This is a genomic window from Mycobacterium sp. UM_Kg27, from assembly GCF_000972905.1.
In the GTDB taxonomy this organism is placed as follows: domain Bacteria; phylum Actinomycetota; class Actinomycetes; order Mycobacteriales; family Mycobacteriaceae; genus Mycobacterium.
This window is the reverse complement of record NZ_JRMM01000096.1, coordinates 1-16,815: the sequence shown is the minus strand read 5'-3', so window position 1 is coordinate 16,815 and position 16,815 is coordinate 1. Positions and strand designations below refer to the sequence as shown.

The window sequence follows — 16,815 nt, the reverse complement described above, 5'->3', positions numbered from 1 at the left end:
CAGCTTCGCCTCTCCTGCGTCGAGGCTCGCTGAACCGCTGGGTTATCAGGCGATTTCGTAGTCGTCCAGCGGGAAATGCGAGCCGTCGCGAACCGCATTGCGCACCGTGGTGGGCCGCAGCAGCGTCGCTTCGCCGCTGGGGTCGTAGTAGTAAGACCGCGACGTAGCGCAGTCCCCGGCGTAGAACACCGTGTGGTCCAGCCGTTTGGTCATGGCGTCCAGGAACCGGGTGTTAGCGGCCTCGGTGACCTCGAACGTCGTCGCGTTGCGCCGCCGCATCTCGCCGAACAGCCGGCCCATGTGCCGCATCTGGTATTCCATGGTGTTGAAGAACGACAGGCCGGAGAACCCGTACGGGCTGGCCAGGCTCAGGAAATTCGGGAAATGCGGGATCGACAGGCCCTGGTAGGCCTGGAACCGGGTCTCCCGCCACCACTTACCCAGGTTGCGCCCGTCCCGCCCGACGATCTCGATCGCCGGGAAGTTGGCCTCCCACAGGTCATACCCGGTAGCCAGCACCAGGGTGTCGATGACGGTCTTACGGCCGTCGACGGTGACGATGCCATCCGGTTCGATCCGCTCGATGCCGGTGGTCTCCAGGTGCACATGCGGCTTGGTGAAGCTGCGGTAGTAGTCATTCGACCAGCTGGGCCGCTTACATCCGATGTCGTAGGTCGGGGTCAGCTTGGCCCGCAGTTCCTTGTCGCGGATCTGGGCGAACCGGAGCATTTTGCATGCGTCCATCCCGGCGATCGACAGCCGCCGGAATGCGGGGTAATTCAATATCGCGGTCACCGTCATGAACTCCAGCAGGTAGTCGCTGATGAAGCGCATCACCCGCTGGGCGAACGGAACCCGGGCGAACAGTTTCCGCAGCAAGGCCGGGATCCGGAAGTCGATCTTGGGCGCCACCCAGATCGCGGTGCGCTGAAACACGGTCAGGTCGGCGACGGTCTTGGCCAACTCCGGAATCAGCTGCACCGCGGTTGCGCCGGTGCCGATCTGCCCGACCCGACGGCCGGTGAAGTCGTAGTCGTGGTCCCAGGCGGCGGTGTGCACCACCTTGCCGGCGAAGCTGTCGATCCCGGCGATGTCCGGGTTGCGCGGCTGGGACAGGAAACCGGTCGCGGTAATCAGGAATCGGGCGCTCAGCGTCGTCCCATCTGCCAGGGCCACCAGCCAGCGCTCGGCGTCCTCATCCCAGTGGGCACCGGCGACCGTGGTGTTGAACCGCATGTGGCGGCGCACGTCGTACTTGTCGGCGACGTGCTCGGCGTAGCGTTTGATCTCCTCGCCGGGTGCGAACATCCGCGACCAGTACGGATTCGGCTCGAACCAGTACGCGTAAGTGGTCGACGGGATGTCGACGGCCAGACCGGGGTAGTGATTGACGTGCCACGTTCCGCCTAGATCGTCCTCCCGTTCGAGCAGCACGATGTCGTCGTAGCCGAGCTTCTTCAGCTCGATGGCTGCGCCCATGCCACCGAAGCCCGCACCCACGATGACGACGTCGAACTGCTCCATACTCATGAAAATTAAGGTACCTGACCCACCGGTAACCAGCGAAGCTCCCGCACGGCCCTGAGGATGGGAGACAATGAGAGGTCAAGACCGTTCACGACCTCGGGAGGACCGTCATGACCAGCCGTGATGTCGAAGCCAACGACGCGGACCTGGCCGAGCAGGCGGTCCCGGTCGGGGAAACCGACAACGAGACCCCGGGCCCCGAAATCTCCACTATCGACAACGCCAACACCGCTGATGTCCTCGAGCAGCACCAGGGAGTGCCCGCAGACGAGGATGGCTACGACCGCTGAGTGGCGGTCCGAGGCGGCGTGGGGGCGCCGGGACACCGCTAGGGTTAGACGCTTCGGCCAGCCGTTGACCAACCAGGGAGAGACGTCTACTTGAGCGAGATCCGCCATTCCGGCACAACTCGTCCCGTGGGGCTGCTCGGCGTCGGCGCCGCGCGCCCGGCGCGCGTGGTCACCAACGACGAGATCTGCCGGCGTATCGACTCCTCGGACGAATGGATCTATTCGCGCACCGGGATCAAGACCCGCCGATTCGCCGACGCTACCGACACCGTGGCGGGTCTGGCCGTCGAGGCTGGTCGCAACGCGTTGGAGCAGGCCGGGATCGACGGGGCCGACGTCGATGCGGTCATCGTGGCGACCAGTACCAACTTCCGTCAGACGCCGTCGTGTGCGCCCACCGTCGCGGTGGGGCTCGGGGCGGCGGGGGTGCCGGCGTTCGATGTGGCCACCGGGTGCGCGGGATTCGGTTATGCCCTATCAGTGGCGGCCGATCTGCTCCGTGGCAGAACAGTCAACACCGCGTTGGTGATCGGTTCAGAGGTGCTCTCCCCGACGATCGACATGACCGACCGCTCGAACTGCTTCATCTTCGGAGACGGGGCCGGTGCCGTGGTGGTCGGTGAGACGCCCACGCACGGCATAGGCTCGACGGTCTGGGGCAGTGACGGTTCGAACAGTGACGCGATCCGCCAAGACATCGACTGGATCAGCTACACCGAACATCCGGACGGCCAGCGTCCCTTCCTGCGCATGGACGGTAGTGCGGTATTCCGTTGGGCGGCTTACGAAATGAGCGGCATAGGGAAACGCGCCATCTCGGCGGCCGGGTTGGACGCCCATGACATCGACGTGTTCATTCCGCACCAGGCCAACAGCCGGATCAACGCGCTGATCGCCAAGAGCCTTGAGCTGCGCTCCGACGCCGTCATCGCCAATGACATCGAGAACAGCGGAAACACCTCCGCGGCGTCTATCCCGCTGGCGATGGAGCAGTTGTTGTCGGCGGGGGCGGCCAAGTCCGGTCAGCTGGCCCTGCTGCTGGGCTACGGGTCAGGTCTGAGTTACGCGGCCAGCGTCGTCGCCCTGCCCTGATCCACGGTTTCAGTCCAGCAGGCGCAGCGCGGCATCGACTGCCAGCACCGGTACATCCAACGTCTTGGACGCCAGATCGTGGCGGGCCCCGGTGATCTCGACGACCTCATGCGGCGCAGGAATCAGCGCGGCCGCGGCGCGAATCTCGGCACCGGTGCCGAAGCTGTCCGAACTGCCGTGCGTGAACACCGTCGGCACGCCGATCTGGGGCAGGTGCTCGGTGCGGGTGCGCTCGGGTTTCCCCGGCGGGTGCAGCGGATAGGAAAACAAGGTCAGCAGGTCGACCGCAACGTCGCCGGCTGCCACCACCATCGAGGTCTGCCGGCCGCCGTAGGAGTGCCCGCCGACGATCAGCGGACCGTCGGCCAGGCCGCGGGCGTACTCGATCGCCTCGGTGATGCCTTCCCGGTCGCCGGTGCCCGACCCTGATGGAGGGCCCTTGGGGCGACGCCGCCGGAACGGGAGGTTGTAGCGGATCGCGAGGAAACCGCGACGTGCCCATTCGTCGCAAAGTCGTTGCAGCATCGGGGAATCGCGGTCGCCGCCGGCGCCGTGCGTGAGCAACACCACGCCGGCGGGGGTGTCAACTGGTCGGTGCGCTAGCCCGTCCAAATCCGCCATTTCGTGCGGGCTCACGAGGTACCCAGGCCCAACCGGAACAACGGCGAGACCGGTCCGTGCCCCTGGCCCAGCGGGTAAGCGGCACGCAGGCACTCGGTCACCCAACGCTTGGCGAAGGCCACCGCGTCCGGAACGCTGAACCCGTGCGCGAGCGCGGCCGCCGAGGCCGCGGCGAGGGTGTCGCCGGCGCCGTGGTCGTCGCCGGTGGCCACCCGCGGACCGGGGAACTCCAGAAAGTCCTTGCCGTCATAGAGCAGGTCCGGACTGTGCTCCGCCGAGGGCAGGTGTCCGCCCTTGACCAGTGCCCACCGCGGACCCAGCGCATGCAGCGCACGCGCGGCCGCACGCTGGGACGCGGCGTCGACAACGTCGATACCGACCAGCAGTCGCACCTCGTGCAGGTTCGGGGTCACCAGCGTTGCGAGCGGAAACAAGCTGTCGCGCAGCGCATCCAGTGCCGACGACGCCAGCAGTGCATCACCGTGCATGGACGCCGACACCGGATCGACCACCAAGGGGACCGTGAGGCCGAGTTCTTGCCATGTCGCAGCCACCGCGGTGATGATCTGCGCCGACGCCAGCATCCCCGTCTTGGCGGCCTGAATCCCGATGTCGGGCACCACCGCCGTAATCTGGGCAGCGACGGTGTCGGCGGGAACCTCGTGAAAGCTCTTGACTCCCACGGTGTTCTGCACCGTCACAGCAGTAACCGCGACGCAGGCGTGCACCCCCAGCAGCGCGCACGTGCGCATGTCGGCCTGAATGCCCGCGCCGCCCCCGGAGTCCGAACCGGCAACGGTGAGTACCCGTACCGGCGTCGCCCCCGGCGGGGCCAGTGGCAGGAAACCCACTGTGCTGGATGACTGGCGACCCGCTTCGCCCGGCTCCGCCGCGCTTGCGATCACCACTAGGTGGAGATGGGCAGGTACACCCGGTTGCCGTGGTCGGCGAACTCGGCTGACTTCTCGGCCATGCCCTGCTGGATGGCGGCGTCGATGTCGTCCTCGGTCTGCAGGCCGTGCTCGTTGGCGTAGTCGCGCACGTCGTGGCTGATCCGCATCGAGCAGAACTTCGGGCCGCACATCGAGCAGAAGTGCGCGGACTTCGCCGGCTCGGCAGGCAGCGTCTCGTCGTGGTACTCGCGCGCGGTATCCGGGTCCAGGGACAACGCGAACTGGTCATACCAACGGAACTCGAAGCGTGCCTTCGACAATGCGTTGTCGCGATCCTGTGCTCCGGGGTGCCCCTTGGCCAGGTCGGCGGCGTGTGCGGCGATCTTGTAGGCGATCACCCCGTCCTTGACGTCCTTGCGGTCCGGCAGCCCCAGGTGCTCTTTGGGGGTGACGTAGCACAGCATCGCGGTGCCGGCCTGGGCGATGATCGCTGCGCCGATCGCCGAGGTGATGTGGTCGTAGGCCGGTGCGATGTCGGTGGCCAGCGGTCCCAGCGTGTAGAACGGCGCCTCGTCGCACCATTCCTCTTCCAGTCGCACGTTCTCGACGATCTTGTGCATCGGGACGTGGCCCGGTCCCTCGATCATCACCTGCGCGCCACGGGATTTGGCGATCTTGGTCAGCTCGCCCAGGGTGCGCAGCTCGGCGAACTGGGCTTCGTCGTTGGCGTCGGCAATGGAGCCGGGCCGCAGCCCGTCGCCGAGGGAGAAGGTGACGTCGTAGCTGGCCAGAATGTCGGCCAGTTCTTCAAAGTTGGTGTACAGGAACGACTCCTGGTGCCGTGACAGGCACCATGCCGCCATGATCGAACCGCCGCGCGACACGATGCCGGTGACCCGCTTGGCCGTCAACGGCACATACCGCAACAGCACTCCGGCGTGCACGGTCATGTAATCCACGCCCTGCTCGCACTGCTCGATCACGGTGTCGCGGTAAAGCTCCCAGGTCAGTTTGGTCGGGTCGCCGTTGACCTTCTCTAGCGCCTGGTAGATCGGTACGGTACCGATCGGCACCGGCGAGTTGCGCAGAATCCACTCCCGCGTCTCGTGAATGTCCTTGCCGGTGGACAGATCCATGACGTTGTCGGCGCCCCAGCGCGTGGCCCACACCAGCTTGTCCACCTCTTCGGCGATCGAACTGGTCACCGCGGAGTTGCCGATGTTGGCGTTGATCTTCACCTTGAACGCTTTGCCGATGATCATCGGCTCCAGCTCGGGGTGGTTGTGGTTGGCCGGGATCACCGCTCGTCCGCGGGCGACCTCGTCGCGGACCAGCTCCGCGGGAACTCCCTCGCGGGCGGCGATGAAGGCCATCTCGGCGGTGATCTCACCGGCCTGGGCGCGCTGCAGCTGGGTGCCGCGATCGGTCACCACCCCGGGCCGCGGTGGCAATCCGCGGTGCAGGTCGATGTCGGCATTGGCGTCGGTGTAGGGACCGGAGGTGTCATAGACGTCGAAGTGCTCACCGGTGGTGAGGTTGATGCGCCGGAACGGCACCTTCATCGTCACGCCGCCGGGAGCTTCGATCTCGCGGTAGGCCTTCTCGCTGTAGGGGATGGGCCCGGTGGTGACCTGCGGCTCCACTGCAACGTCAGTCATAGTTCTTCCTCTCCCTTGCCGGCATGACCCGGTCAGGTTCGTACGGTCGACGGCCCCGGCCGTCCTCTCAGCGCACTGGTTGCGCTCCCGCGGTTTTTGCGATTTCTGCACTGGCGATTCGTGCACTGCCACGCTATCGCAGCTCAGCAGCCGGCGTAAGGCGCTGAGGGTTCCGGACCAGAATTAGGCAACCGATCATTTGCTTAGCTAACATATGCGCTTTGGGGTGGAAGTAGCTGGGAGAGTTATGACGGCGCAGATTGAGCAGGTGAACACCGGTGTCCCGGACCCGGGCGCCGCGGAGGGACCTGCCACCGCCCGCCGCCAGCTGCGCTACGACCGTGGCCACCCGCGCTACAAATGGGTCGCGCTGTCCAACACCACACTGGGTGTTCTGCTCGCCACCATCAACGGCTCGATCGTGTTGATCTCGATGCCGGCGATCTTTCGGGGTATCGGCCTCAATCCGCTGGAGCCGGCGAACGTCAGTTACCTGCTGTGGATGTTGATGGGCTATCTGCTGGTGTCGGCTGTGCTGGTGGTGTTCTTCGGCCGGCTCGGCGACATGTTCGGCCGGGTGCGCATCTACAACTTGGGCTTCGTGGTGTTCACCGTCGCGGCGATCGCGCTGTCGATCGACCCGTTCGACATGGGCCGCGGTGCCCAGTGGCTGATCGCGTGGCGGGTGGTGCAGGGCGTCGGCGGGGCGATGCTGATGGCGTCGTCCTCAGCGATCCTCACCGACGCGTTCCCGGCCAATCAGCGTGGCATGGCGCTGGGTGTCAACCAGGTGGCCGCAGTCGCCGGGTCCTTTGTAGGCCTGTTGATCGGCGGCGTGCTGTCGGAATGGGACTGGCGGGCGGTGTTCTGGGTCGGGGTCCCGATCGGAGTGCTGGGCACCATCTGGTCGGTACGTTCACTGCACGAACTCGGGGAGCGGGCGCCGGCGAAGCTGGACTGGGCGGGCACCGCGACGCTTGGGTTGGGCCTGACCGTGGTGCTGACCGCCATCACCTACAGCATTCAGCCGCATGGGTCTTCGCCCACCAGCTGGGCCAACCCGGTTGTGCTGGGTGCGCTCGGGCTCGGAGTGGCGCTGTTGGTGCTGTTCTGTTTCATCGAGCTACGGGTTGCCGCTCCGCTGCTGGACGTTCGGCTCTTCGCGATTCCGGCGTTCGGTATGGCCAACGCGGCAGGCTTGCTGTCGGCGATCGGGCGCGGCGGCATGCAGTTCATGCTGATCATCTGGCTGCAGGGCATCTGGCTACCGCTGCACGGCTATAGCTACGAATCGACGCCGTTGTGGGCCGGTATCTATCTGCTGCCCATGACGGCCGGGTTCCTGTTGGCCGGTCCGGTGGCCGGATCGTTGTCGGACCGCCGCGGTGCCCGTCCGTTCACGGTCGGCGGCATGGTGCTGATGGCGGCGACGTTCGTGGGTCTGGTGTTGCTGCCGGTGAACTTCGACTACCGGGTGTTCGCGGCGCTGGTCTTCCTCAACGGACTGGGTGGTGGAATCTTCACCGCGCCCAACAGTGCCGTGGTCATGTCCAGTGTCCCGGCCGACCAGCGAGGGGCGGCCTCCGGTGTGCGGGCCACGTTCTTCAACGCCGGCACCTCGTTGTCGATCGGAATCTTCTTCTCGCTGATGGTGATCGGGCTGGCCGAGACGTTGCCGGCGGCGCTGGCTGCTGGGTTGCGGCAGGAGGGCGTCTCGGCCGGTGTCGCCGATCAGATAGCCAACACCCCGCCGGTGGGCAGCCTCTTCGCGGCGTTTCTGGGCTACAACCCGATTGCCGAACTCTTGGCGCCGTCGGGCGCGCTGGCCGCACCCGGCGTTGATGCCGAGACGTTGACCGGGCACAGCTTCTTCCCGCAGCTGATCTCCGGGCCGTTCCATACGGGTCTCGCAGTGGTCTTTGCCGCCGCGGCGGTCATGATGCTGCTCGGTGCGCTCGCGTCGTGGCGGACGCCGGGGCGCTATGCCGTCGAGCCGCTGAATCTGAAGAACTAAGCCCCCAAACCGTCGCGAAACGTCGGTCGCGGAACTGGGCCGTTAGGGTCTCGTTCTGGTACCAAAGTGACGGGTGTGACACCTTGGGCGCACGGGGTTGGACGCCATCGCTGCACGTCAGAGGCCGTCGACACGCCCGAATGGGGTGGAGTTGACCGCACCCCGTCGGTGGTGCACTATGGACCGTGCAAGCACCTCGTTAGGTGAGGCGTCTGCACGGACATAGGCCACTGACCCCGAACGTCGAAAGACGCCCCGGGTCAGGACAGCTCCTCCCGGCTTAAGGGTTGAGCCCAAGTGGCTTCCCGGATTGGGACACGCCGTGCAGTGTCAAAACTCTGACGAGAGGGGTGCGGTCTTCCGACAGTCGTCGGAGCTGCCCTCCTGAGCATGCGGTGAAACCGGCGCACCACGGCGCGCCCGCGACCGAGAGGAGGTGAGGGACGAATGAGTTCCGGTGATAGTCCGAGCCGATATCTGACATCAGTTCCGTCCCCATCCGAACGGTCGCATACCGCCTCCCGCTGAGCCACGACTCCGGCCTTCAGCTGAGCGCGTAGCACCGTTACGCGACTAGGAGGCCATCATGGTTGCAATCGCCTACACCGACATCACGGCTCCGGCCCCGCGCGCCACCAGCGCGCCGAAGAAGCTGGACCGCCGTCCTGCCGCGCCTACCTCAGACCCGGTGGTCGACATGACCACTCGGCTGCTCAGTGGCCCGCTGCACCAGATGTACGCACTCCTGTGGCGCGTCGGAGTGCTGACCGTCAACAACTGAGGTCAACCGAGGCTGAACCTCGGCTAGACGTCTTCTAGGGCCTCGCCGAGCTGTTCGAGCACCTCACTGCGGTGGTTGCTGGCCAGAATGTGGCCGGCAGCCACCGCCACGGCCACCGGCCAGTCGATGATCTCGAAAGCCGCCAGCAACGCCAGCCCGCCGTAGTAGGCCAATTGCTCAGGACGCGGCACCGTCACCTTGCCGAACAGCGGCAATTCAACGGCGAACCCCTCTGCCTCGCGAATGTGGGCCACTGCCTCGCGCTGGGAAGCGCTGCGCCGCGGCTTGTCCGCCATCATGAACCTCCTGGTGGCGACGGGTCGCCGGATGATCGAGCCGCGACCGTTCCGCGGCGGGAGCCAGTGTCCCCATTGTGCACAAGCCGCAGCCGCGGCGCCGGGTGACCGTCGGATGATTCCTGCGGGCGGTCCGGTTGACGCGGCCCGGGCACGATGAACTCCTTCGGCTTGGCCATGTCGTCCCGCACCCCCGACAGCAGTTTGGGCACCACGGCTGCGCCGACGGTGGCCACCGTCGCCGTACCCAGAGCCTGGGCCCAGCCCAGAGGCCCGATCGGAGTGCAGCCCAGCAGCTGGCTGATACCGGGGATGGTGATCAGCGTCCCCATCATGCCCAGCGAGCCGACAGCGGTCGCCACCACCAGCGGATCACGCGAATCCAGCAGAGTCTGCCCCAGTTGCGTGGCGACCAGCGACACCAACGCCACCGTGGAGGCCCGCTGCGGGCGCCCGGTGACCGAAGCCAGACCCCAGGCGGTCACCGCGGCCGACGCCGTCGTCACGCCGCGCACGCCCACCGTGCGCCACAGCGCGCGTTCGTCGGGACCGTGCCCGCCGGCGGCGGCCTGCTCATTGAGCGAACTGACCGCCAGCGCGGTGGCCGGCAGCGCGTCGGTCAGCATGTTGACCAGCAACAGCTGGCGTGCGTTCAGCGGCGAGCGACCGGTCAGCGCGCTCCCGATGATCGCGAAGGCCACCTCACCGGCATTGCCGCCCAGCAGCACCGCCACCGCGGCCTGTACCCGCTGCCACAGCTCGCGGCCTTCGTCCAACGCATCCAGAAGGGTGTCGATCCGCTCGTCGAGCAGCACTACGTCTGCGGCGGTGCTGGCCGCTTCGCTGCCGTGCGCGACCACCGCGATCCCCACGGTGGCGGCCCGGATCGCCGCGGCGTCGTTGGCTCCGTCGCCGACCATCGCCGACACCTTGCCGGTGCGCTCCAGCGTCTGGACGATCTGCACCTTGTTCTCCGGAGACATCCGGGCGAACACCACGCGCTCGGCGACCGCAACCTCTTGGCCCTTGCGGGACAACGCATCCCACTGCGCGCCTGTGATCACCTGATCGTCGTCGACGTCCAGTCCCAGCTCCCGGGCGATCGCGGTGGCGGTCAGCGGGTGGTCGCCGGTGATGAGCCGCACCGGGATTCGCCGGCGCTTGAGGTCGGCGAGCAGTTCGGTGGCCTCGTCGCGCGGCGTGTCCGACAGACCGAGCAGGCCCACGAAAGTCAGACCGTCGCGGCAGTACTCTGCGATCTCCTCGGGTTCGGGATCGATACTCAGGGCGGCGCGTTCTGCCGGGGTCAATTGGCGGCGGGCAACCGCAATCACGCGCAGCCCCTCGGCGGCCAAGGTGGCCACCGACTTCTTGATCGCCGGGCCCGCCCCGGCGCACGCCAGCACCACTTCCGGGGCACCCTTGAGGGTCAACTCGGTTCCCCGTATCGAGGCCGAGAACTGACGCCCGGAGCGGAACGGCAGGTGCGCGACCGGCCCTGTCGGTGCGCCGGCGACTCCGGCCAGCGCCGCGCCCTCCACGATGGCGGTGTCGGTGGCGTGCACCTGCCGGGTGCCGTTGGGGACCGGGGCCGCGGCGGCGGCAAAGCGCAGCACGTCGTGTTCGGTGAAACCCGTGGCAGGGTGCACCTGCGACACCCGCAGCCGGTTGCGGCTCAGCGTGCCGGTCTTGTCGAAGCAGACCACGTCGACACGGCCGAGCGCCTCCACCGAACGCGGCACCCGCACCAGCACACCGGCCTTGGTCAGTCGTCGGGCCGACGCCTGCTGTGACAAGGTGGCCACCAGCGGAAGCCCTTCGGGAATGGCTGCGACGCTGACCGCGATGCCGCTGGCCACCGCCTGCCGCAACCCGATCCGGCGGGCCATCCCCAGCCCGGTCACCAGCGCGCCGCCGGCCAGGCTGATCCGCCAGGCCTTGCTGGTCAGCAGGCTCAGCTGATGCTGCAGCCCGATCGCGGACTGATCGCCGGCGACCAGTTCGGCGGCCCGCCTCCCGTGGGTGTCGCCGCCCACCGCGGTCACCAAAGCCACCGCGGTTCCGGTGACGACGGTGGTACCGGCGTAGACCATGCATTCCCGCTCGGCCAGATCGGCACCCGGCGTGGCCTCGACCTGCTTGACCACCGTGAGCGACTCGCCGGTCAGCGACGACTCGTCGACCTCCAGGTCGATCGCGTCGATCAACCGGCCGTCGGCGGGCACCACCTCATGGGAGTGCACCTCGATCACATCGCCGGGCCGCAGTTCCTCGGCCGGAATCTCAACGTGGCTTCCGTCGGGCAGGACCCTGCGCGCCGGCGGAACCTGCTCGTTCAGCAGCACGTTGAGCCGGCGCTCTGCGACCAGGCGCTGCGCGGCCGCGAGCATCGCGTTGCCGCCCAACACCGAACCGACCAGGACCGCGTCGACGGGTGAACCCAGCACCGCGCTGGCCGCGGCCCCCAGCGCCAGCACGGGCGTGATCGGGTCGGACAGTTCACTGCGCACGGCCTGGGCAAACTGCCGCAGCAGCCGCGGCGGCGCGGTTGCCTGCGCCCCGCGGCGGGCCAGATCCACCGCCGCCAGCGCAGCGGCGGCGGCCGGCGCATGGTGGGTGGTGCCGGGCTCATCCAGCTCCGGCGGCGGCAACACCGCCCGGACCTGGTCGACCGACATCGCGTGCCACTCGTGCACCGCCGCCGGCCGCGGCACCGCGGCATCCACGGCACGGCGCGCCAGCCAGTACCCCGAGAGCGCGCCGGCCGCCGCACCCGTGGTCACCGGCCCGGGCCCGCTACCGCGCACCCCGGGCAGCAGTAGCAGCGATCCCAACGCCGTGGCACCGGTGGAGATCTCCACGCCACGGTGACTGGCGGAGCGGGCCGCGGGCAGGGCGTGCAACACCCGCCAGGCCGCGGCCAGGTCGGTCAGCAACACATCGGCGCACCACGGCGGGACACCTTGTCCCGGCAGCACGCCCAGCGCCACGTCGGCCGCAGCCAGCGCCTCCACGGCTACCGCGGACAGCACCGCGACGTCATGGCCGTCGGCCTGGTAGGCGGTTACCGCGGCGGCCAGCGCCTGGTCTACCGAGGCGCCGTCCAGGGGCCGGATCTCGTCGAAGACCGGCCGCAGCTCCCCGAGCGCGTCGGCCTCCACCGAGACCACCTCGACGTCGGCGCGGCGCGCCTCGGTCACCACCGCGGCGGCCAGCGGCAATAGCGCGGGCTGGAATGACGCCTGCACCCCGGGGCGTGGTCCGATGCGGTGCCAACCCGGTTTGAGGTCGGCGTCGGTCAGGCGTGCCTGGGCCTGCGCCCATGCGGCGCGCAATTCGTCGTCGTCGGCGCCGCGCACCTGCATCACCCGCAACGTCTCGCCGCATAGCACCCGAGGATCGATGACCACGGTGTCGACGCGGTCGAGTTCACGCAGGCTGCCCGGCCGCAGCACCACCGTGCCGTGGTGATCGGCCAGGCCCCGGCCCAGGGTGGCGGCGAAGGACTCGCGTGCGGTGCGGGTGGCCTTCGGCGCGGTCACCGCGGCGGCCGTGCCGGCCAGGTCGGGATTGCGGGTCGCGGCGCCGATCACCCCAGCGCCCAGGAGTTGTGCCCAGGCGCTGCGGGTCAGGTGGCGCTCGACCGGACCCGGCGGCCGCGGCGCCGGCCGCTGCGGAACGGTCACCGGCGGATGATCGGCGTGGTGGGCGAGCTCCGGCTCGTGGCGGCGCCAGGCGCGGGCCGCGGCGCGTTCCTCCCCGGCGCGCATCGCCTCCACCGACAAGTCCACCGCCAGCGTGGTCGGCGCGGTGTTGAGGGTGTGCACGCCGGCGCTGGCCAGTGCCAACAGCGCATCGGTTGCCTGCTTGCCGAGGCGGTCCTCCAGCAGTCGGCGCACCCGAGGCTGGTAGTCGACGAGGACGACGCCGGCCTCCAAACCGAGCGGCAGGCCCGGCAGGCGCAGCAACCGGCCCACCGTCGCGGCGCCCAAACCGGCGATGTTGGCGCCGACGGTCAAGGCGCGCAGCGTCTCGGTCATTCCATCGCCGGGCAGACTCACCGGGGCTTGACCGCGGGATTCCGCCGTGCGGTTAGCGAGGCTCGACGCAGGAGAGTCGAAGCTGTGCCGGCTTTCGACGTCGGCCACCACGTGGCACAGTTCACTCACCGAGACGACGTCATCGGCGGTTGAGTCGAGCCCGACCACCAGACGCGACAACGGGTGGTTCAAGCGGACCGAGATCACGCCGGGCAGTGCGCGCGCGGCTTCCACGACGGCGGTCGCCAGCTCGTCACCGGCGGGGCCGTCGAGGCCACGGATCTCGACCCAGGCCCGCCCTTCGCCGCGGAAACAGCGCCGGGACAGCACCGGGCCCCCGTCACCGTTCGGCAGGACAGCCGCGGCAACTCCGGCAGCGGTCTGGACCGAGGCTTCGATCAGCGCTGAGGTCAGTTGGACACCGAAATTCGCTGCGCGCAGCGGCCAGAAGCGGCGGACGGCACGCAGGGAAGAGTCTGAATTCACTCGGTACCCGACTAGTGGCGGGTGCGAGTGCGGTTGCTGCTGGCGCCGCTGCGTGGCTGCCGTGCCGCTGTCTTCTTCGGCTGTGGGGCGCGACGCGCTGACGTCGACGAGTTCGCCGATTTCACCGGCTTCGTCGCCTTCGTCGGCTTTGTCGCCTTCGCCGGCGGCGCCGCCCTGAGCGGCCGTACCGACGCAGTCGAGGCCTGGGCCGACGCCTTGTTGTGATCCGACCGGTTGGTCAGTTGTTTGAGCACCAGTGCGGTGCCGCCCACCGCGACCAACACCGGCCACTCGACCAGCCCGGTCACGCCGAGGGCGCCCAAGGTCAGCGCGGCCGCGGGAGTCGAGTGGCTGCCGGTGCGCAGCCCGCGCTGCACGCCGCCGGCCGCCCCCGTGACACCGCCGATTACCCCGTTGACTGCGGCCCCGCCGATCGCCCCGGCTGCCTCAGTGGTCATGGTGACCGCGCGGCTCGCCGCTCCGGCCACCTTTCTTACCGTCCCTGCGACGGCGTTCATGGGAATTCCCTGCCCTTCAAATGAGCAAATTGGATAATCCGCCTATCCTATGCGCGATTTCGCGATCGGTCCGAAATCCACACCGAATTCATAGAACTGCGGCTTATCAGTCCCGCCGGATCTCGACCAACACCGGCGCGTGGTCACTCGGTGACTTGCCCTTGCGTTCTTCGCGGACGATCTCAGCGTGCGCGACGCGAGTCGCCAGTGCGGGGGAGCCCAGGATGAAGTCGATGCGCATGCCCTGCTTCTTGGGGAACCGCAGCTGGGTGTAGTCCCAATAGGTGTAGACGCCCGGGCCGGGCGTGAAGGGCCGCACCAGATCGAGGAACTGCGCGTCGGCCATCGCCTGGAAGGCCAGACGCTCCGGTGGTGAGACGTGTGTCGCGCCCTCGAAGAACTCCATGCTCCATACGTCGTCGTCCTGGGGAGCGATGTTCCAGTCGCCCACCAGCGCGATGGGCGCCGACGGATCGTCACGCAACCACCCTTCGGCAGTATCGCGCAGCGCTGCAAGCCAATCCAGCTTGTAGGTGTAGTGCGGGTCGTTGAGTGCGCGTCCGTTGGGCACGTAGAGACTCCAGACCCGCACCCCACCGCAGGTGGCGCCCAGCGCGCGCGCCTCCACGGCGGGATCGGCGTCGGCCTTGGCCCATGCCGGTTGGCCGGGAAACCCGACCTCGATGTTGTCCAGGCCGACGCGCGACGCGATCGCCACCCCGTTCCACTGGTTCAGTCCGACATGGGCAACCTCGTAGCCCAACTCGTGAAACGGCAGCGCCGGAAACTGCGCGTCGGTGCACTTGGTCTCCTGCATGGCCAGTACGTCGACCTCGGCACGGGCCAGCCAGTCAGTCACTCGGTCCACCCGAGAGCGGATGGAGTTGACGTTCCAGGTGGCCAGTCGCAGAGCAGTCACGAAGCCACCCTAGTTCGATGGCGGTGACCCGCTGCGCGTGACTTCGTCGCGCTTGCGATCGCCGCTAGAACTAGAGCGCCGACCCGCTGCCCAGCAGCCGGGCATCGATATAGCGGCTGCGGTGCTGGCCTGTGAATCCGATCGCTTCGAAGAACCCGAACACCTGCGGGTCGTTGCTCGGCACCTGCGCGTAACCGCGGGTGGCGCCGCGACCCACCCCCCAGGCCTGCAATGCGCCCCAGATCGCCCGTCCGTAGCCCTGCCGGATCCGGTCGGTGGCCACCCGAACCGCCGTCAGCCCCAGCCACCGCGTCCCGTCCGGGCCCTCGGTGACCGCACCACGCCCCACCGCCATCCCGGGAATCGACGCGAAGATCACCTCACCCTCGACCACCGCGGTCAACACCTCCACCGGTACGTCATGGCCGAATACCGCCAGCCAGTCTGCGTCGGGTTCGCTGATCAGCGCCACCTGGTCCCCGGCCGTCTCGGCGCTCAGCTCGCACACCAGGGTGCGGGTCTCGTGCCGCGTCGGGATGTCCTCGGGCAGCCGCAACAGCCGCTCGGGGACCGCCAGCGTCGGTGGTAGACCACGCCGCGTGTACCAGTCGATGATCGCCGGGATGGTGTTCGCGTGGGCAAACATGTCGAGGGGCACAGCGGAATTGGTGGTGAGGTCGGCGCCGCGGCCCGCCCGCAGGAACCAGCCGTCCAGCCACCGATGGTCACTGCCCGGCCAGGCCAGCGCGGCGGCATGCTCGACGGAACGGATCGTGGAGTTCTTCACCGGCCGGTCGGTCAGCCGGCGCACGTAGAGCACATCGGCATGCCGGCATTCGTGGGTCACGCCATCGGCCGAACGGACCTGCACCAGCGGGCTGATTGCCACCAGGTGCCCGATCACATCGCCCATCGGAGGCTCCGAACCAGGGGCACGCAGGTAGCGCAGACTCACCCGGACGCCGATCTCAGGGAGTGCGGGCGGTTGGGACACGAGTGCTCGTCAGTGACCGAACGGATCGGGCTCGTCGCCCGGCATCCACGACAGGCCGGGCACGCCCCAGCCGTTGGACTTCACCGTCCGCTTCGCGGCGCGGGCGTTCCGGCCCACCAGCATGTCCAGGTAGAGCAACCCGTCGAGGTGGCCGGTCTCATGCTGCAGCATCCGGGCGAACAGCCCCGTGCCCTCCAGCGTGACCGGGTTGCCGTCGGCGTCCAGGCCGGTGACCCGCGCCCACTCCGCCCGACCGGTCGGAAACGATTCGCCGGGCACCGACAGGCAGCCTTCGTCGTCCTCATCGGGGTCGGGCATGGTTTCGGGCCGTTCGGAGGTCTCCAGCACCGGGTTGACCACCACGCCGCGGCGCCGTGTCGTGGAGCGACGGTCGTCGGCGCAGTCGTAGACGAAGACCCGCAGTCCCACGCCGATCTGATTGGCGGCCAAGCCGACGCCGTTGGCGGCGTCCATGGTCTCGTACATCGTCGTGATGAGCTCGCCGAGGTCGGCCGGCAACGAGCCGTCATCGGCGACGGGCACCGGGCTGGTCGGAGTGTGCAGGACGGGATCGCCCACAATGCGGATGGGTAGGACGGCCATGACCGCAAATCTTAGGTGGGCGGTTCAGCGAGGCTCGACGGAGGAGAGGCGAAGCTGGGACCGCCGGGTTGGTGGGCGGTTCA

14 protein-coding genes and 2 riboswitches are annotated in these 16,815 nt (G+C 68.3%); of the genes, 4 read left to right on the top strand and 10 right to left on the bottom strand.

Features of this window, described 5'->3' with window-relative positions:
• Window positions 1-45 precede the first annotated feature (45 nt).
• Entirely contained in the window at window positions 46-1,530 is a 1,485-nt protein-coding gene (locus tag LI94_RS14980; RefSeq protein ID WP_046301661.1) for an NAD(P)/FAD-dependent oxidoreductase, read from the bottom strand.
• A 107-nt stretch (window positions 1,531-1,637) separates the two neighbouring features.
• Between LI94_RS14980 and LI94_RS14975 the strand changes: the two genes are divergently transcribed.
• Window positions 1,638-1,817: a hypothetical protein gene (locus LI94_RS14975; protein ID WP_046301660.1), complete on the top strand. Its 180-nt coding sequence runs from the start codon at window positions 1,638-1,640 to the stop codon at window positions 1,815-1,817.
• A gap of 90 nt (window positions 1,818-1,907) precedes the next feature.
• Window positions 1,908-2,909, top strand: coding sequence for a beta-ketoacyl-ACP synthase III (locus tag LI94_RS14970; protein ID WP_046301659.1), 1,002 nt, complete (start codon window positions 1,908-1,910; stop codon window positions 2,907-2,909).
• Between the two features lie 9 nt (window positions 2,910-2,918).
• On the opposite strand, the gene LI94_RS14965 is transcribed toward LI94_RS14970, so the two are convergent.
• The 3 genes from LI94_RS14965 to thiC form a co-directional block, all read right to left on the bottom strand.
• A complete protein-coding gene (locus tag LI94_RS14965) occupies window positions 2,919-3,530 on the bottom strand; it encodes an alpha/beta family hydrolase (protein ID WP_046301664.1) in 612 nt (203 codons plus the stop codon).
• A gap of 11 nt (window positions 3,531-3,541) precedes the next feature.
• On the bottom strand, window positions 3,542-4,381 hold the full coding sequence (gene thiD, locus LI94_RS14960) for a bifunctional hydroxymethylpyrimidine kinase/phosphomethylpyrimidine kinase (protein ID WP_024440128.1): 840 nt from the start codon (window positions 4,379-4,381) through the stop codon (window positions 3,542-3,544).
• A gap of 56 nt (window positions 4,382-4,437) precedes the next feature.
• Window positions 4,438-6,081 (bottom strand): phosphomethylpyrimidine synthase ThiC, encoded by a 1,644-nt coding sequence (gene thiC / locus LI94_RS14955; protein WP_046301658.1) that lies wholly within the window; start codon window positions 6,079-6,081, stop codon window positions 4,438-4,440.
• Window positions 6,076-6,180: riboswitch (TPP riboswitch) on the bottom strand. (Overlaps the previous gene by 6 nt.)
• A 148-nt stretch (window positions 6,181-6,328) precedes the next feature.
• Between thiC and LI94_RS14950 the strand changes: the two genes are divergently transcribed.
• Together LI94_RS14950 and LI94_RS14945 are read left to right on the top strand one after the other, a co-directional pair.
• Window positions 6,329-8,095 (top strand): MFS transporter, encoded by a 1,767-nt coding sequence (locus LI94_RS14950; protein WP_082105772.1) that lies wholly within the window; start codon window positions 6,329-6,331, stop codon window positions 8,093-8,095.
• Window positions 8,096-8,283: 188 nt separating this feature from the next.
• Window positions 8,284-8,452: riboswitch (M-box (ykoK) riboswitch) on the top strand.
• Between the two features lie 229 nt (window positions 8,453-8,681).
• Window positions 8,682-8,876 carry an Rv1535 family protein gene (locus tag LI94_RS14945; protein ID WP_024440125.1) on the top strand — a complete coding sequence of 65 codons (195 nt, stop codon included), beginning with the start codon at window positions 8,682-8,684 and terminating at the stop codon, window positions 8,874-8,876.
• A gap of 23 nt (window positions 8,877-8,899) precedes the next feature.
• Here the strand turns inward: LI94_RS14945 and LI94_RS14940 are convergent, their stop codons facing one another.
• The 6 genes from LI94_RS14940 to LI94_RS14915 form a co-directional block, all read right to left on the bottom strand.
• Window positions 8,900-9,175, bottom strand: coding sequence for a hypothetical protein (locus LI94_RS14940; protein WP_024440124.1), 276 nt, complete (start codon window positions 9,173-9,175; stop codon window positions 8,900-8,902).
• Window positions 9,172-13,698, bottom strand: coding sequence for a cation-translocating P-type ATPase (locus LI94_RS14935; protein ID WP_239651240.1), 4,527 nt, complete (start codon window positions 13,696-13,698; stop codon window positions 9,172-9,174). The genes LI94_RS14940 and LI94_RS14935 overlap by 4 nt, the downstream gene beginning before the upstream one ends.
• 11 nt (window positions 13,699-13,709) lie before the next feature.
• Complete coding sequence (locus LI94_RS14930; protein ID WP_036456809.1) at window positions 13,710-14,216, bottom strand: hypothetical protein; 507 nt, start codon at window positions 14,214-14,216, stop codon at window positions 13,710-13,712.
• Window positions 14,217-14,322: 106 nt separating this feature from the next.
• On the bottom strand, window positions 14,323-15,126 hold the full coding sequence (locus tag LI94_RS14925) for an exodeoxyribonuclease III (protein ID WP_024440121.1): 804 nt from the start codon (window positions 15,124-15,126) through the stop codon (window positions 14,323-14,325).
• Window positions 15,127-15,205: 79 nt separating this feature from the next.
• Complete coding sequence (locus tag LI94_RS14920; protein WP_239651239.1) at window positions 15,206-16,048, bottom strand: GNAT family N-acetyltransferase; 843 nt, start codon at window positions 16,046-16,048, stop codon at window positions 15,206-15,208.
• Between the two features lie 90 nt (window positions 16,049-16,138).
• Window positions 16,139-16,732, bottom strand: coding sequence for a peptide deformylase (locus LI94_RS14915; RefSeq protein ID WP_024440119.1), 594 nt, complete (start codon window positions 16,730-16,732; stop codon window positions 16,139-16,141).
• Window positions 16,733-16,815 lie beyond the last annotated feature (83 nt).